The sequence below is a fragment of the Prosthecobacter sp. genome, from assembly GCF_044222345.1.
Classification (GTDB): domain Bacteria; phylum Verrucomicrobiota; class Verrucomicrobiia; order Verrucomicrobiales; family Verrucomicrobiaceae; genus Prosthecobacter.
This window is the reverse complement of sequence record NZ_JBGANL010000162.1, coordinates 1-2,264: the sequence shown is the minus strand read 5'-3', so window position 1 is coordinate 2,264 and position 2,264 is coordinate 1. Positions and strand designations below refer to the sequence as shown.

3 protein-coding genes are annotated in these 2,264 nt (G+C 61.1%); all 3 read right to left on the bottom strand.

Features of this window, described 5'->3' with window-relative positions:
- Nucleotides 1–10: 10 nt before the first annotated feature.
- Complete coding sequence (locus tag ACILSL_RS27640; RefSeq protein ID WP_395735295.1) at nt 11–1,504, bottom strand: terminase large subunit domain-containing protein; 1,494 nt, start codon at nt 1,502–1,504, stop codon at nt 11–13.
- On the bottom strand, nt 1,504–1,851 hold the full coding sequence (locus ACILSL_RS27635) for a hypothetical protein (protein ID WP_395735294.1): 348 nt from the start codon (nt 1,849–1,851) through the stop codon (nt 1,504–1,506). The genes ACILSL_RS27640 and ACILSL_RS27635 overlap by 1 nt, the downstream gene beginning before the upstream one ends.
- Before the next feature lie 114 nt (nt 1,852–1,965).
- Nucleotides 1,966–2,264: hypothetical protein (locus tag ACILSL_RS27630; RefSeq protein WP_395735293.1), on the bottom strand; the 299-nt coding region annotated here is incomplete at its 5' end.

Below are 2,264 nucleotides of genomic sequence, written 5' to 3'. Positions count from 1 at the left end.
GAAGGGGGAATCAACCAAAGGCACCGCGACTGCGGCGGCGATCACGTGAGCGAGTGTCACGCTGGTTGATGAGGCTTTTCAGGCGGGCGAAGATGCCGGGGTTGGTCAGTCCCTCGGCAGCATTGACGGCGAGCGCGTGTGACCAGAATCGGTCGGCATGGCCGTCGCTGGCACCGGCCTCGGCGGTGAAGATCACATTGCCTGCGCTGGTGGTCATCTTCTTCACGCTGCGCAGATCCGCGTGGAGCTTGATGTCATCATAGATGGTGATGGTCTTGTCCTCGAAGCGGCGCTTGAAGGGAATGGCCAGCTCCTGCTTGGATGCCATGGTGAACATCACCTGCGTCACGCGGTCGGTGCCATACTTCTCTGCGGCCTGCTCCGCCATCATGGCCCCGATGCCGGTGGCGTCGATGCAGGCGCGCTTGATGCGCTTGTCATCGAGCAGCGCATGAAGCACACGCTGCTGGGCCGTGAAGGTCATCTTGCCGAGCTGGATGTCCGCGCACTGGACGAGCATGCTGCCGATCTGATGATACAGCGTGATGACGCTGAGATCCTTTTTCCGCGCCACGTCATAGCCAAGGAAGAACGGCCCTGGCAGCGTACGCCAGTCAATGCCCATGATGGTCTTGCTGCTGACGGGGATGAGCAGCTCCCAGGGGAGGTAGCTGTCCGCATCGTCTTCAGGGATGCACATGTACTCCTGATTGAAGCTTTCCTCATCGGGCATTTCATCGCGGCATGCCTGAAGGAACTCTTCATCCGTCCATTGCTTCTGCTCGTCGTCCTCCGGCAGCTGGTCGCGGATCTTGATCCACAATCCCTGCTCGACGGCCTGCGTGAGCGTGATGGTGTGCAGGCTGAACTTCTTCGGGTTCCCGCCTTCACGCGCTTCTTTGATGAGCTGGTTGAAGTAGCTGCCCACGCCGCGATGCGTGCTGAAGATAGAGAGCTGCCCGCCCCACTTCGTGCCTGGCTTCATGATGGCGTAGAGCTGGCGCTGCTCTTTGTGCAGCGCGTACTCATCCGCCGTGCGGTCGCCAGCGCGGCCCGCCTGCTGGTCGGGATTGCTGCTCAGCGAATAGATGCGCTTTCCAGTCGCGGCCTCCAGAGCAAAGGCGCTGTGCCCCTTGTCCCTGTCAAAGACGACCTCGCCGATGTCATCGGCCACCATGCCGAACATGTTGGCGAAGTTCTTCGACTCACGGATGAACTGCTTGGCGAGGCCTTCATCCTTGGAGGTGATGTAGGCGTCATAGCGTGCACCCTGGGCGCTGATGCGCTCCACGCGGCGAAACTCTTCCGCGAAAGTCAGACCGCAGCGGCGGGACTTCTCAGCGATCTTGTTGCGCGACTCGTCCCGAATCCACTTCTCCTGATAGGGCAGGAAGTAGCTGGCCAGCACCGCCGCGATGCGGTCCTTCATCGGCGTCGGCACATGAATGTTGATGCCGGAATTCGGCGGCTCGGAGGCCAGGGCGGCTGGAGCGGCGTAACCCATCAGACGGCACCTCCGGGTTGAGACCCGCCCGAAACAGGCGATTTAAGAGCATTTGAGACCCTTTTTAAGGCATCGCGGCCCGTTTCCGGGGTCACCACGCCAGAATGGGGGTCTTTAAGGCTTGTTGACGATTTGGCGGGCTGTCGGTTTTTGGCCGTCCATTTCTTCACCTGCATGCGGTGCTCGGCAGGCAGAAACAGCACCGTGATGAGCGTGTCATTCTCGATCACGAACACGATGCCGTCACGAATGCAGGTCTGGCTTCCCTTGCCGTGCTTCAATGCATGCTGCTCAAGCCAGCGCAGCAAATGCCCGTGCGTCTCGGCCATGGGCATGCCCTTGGTCATGGCATGCCTGGTCATGCGCAGCAGGCTGTCTGGCCTGAGGCGCAGGCGCTCCTCACCGCGCTGGATGGCGTGACGAGTCAAATGCAGGGCTGGCAGTGCTTCAGGCATGGCAGATCAAGCCGCAGAGGCTTGGGGTGGCGTGGTGGTGGATTGCGGCGGGCGGAAGTTGAGCGCGGCGCGCACGCTCTCAATGAGCTGCGGGGATGCGCCTTTCTCAGAAGCAGCGGCGAGGACGGCGGCGCTGGTCTGCTTCTTCTCGGCTTCGAGTTCCTTTACCCGTTCATTGAGCTGATCGAGCAAGCGGCGGTCCTCGGAGCGTGCGCTCTTGATGATGCGGGCGAGGGCCTCTGCCTGCTTCATTCCATCCTTGTCGCTGAGATCGAGCGCGGCCTTGTCAGTCAGGAATTCAAACA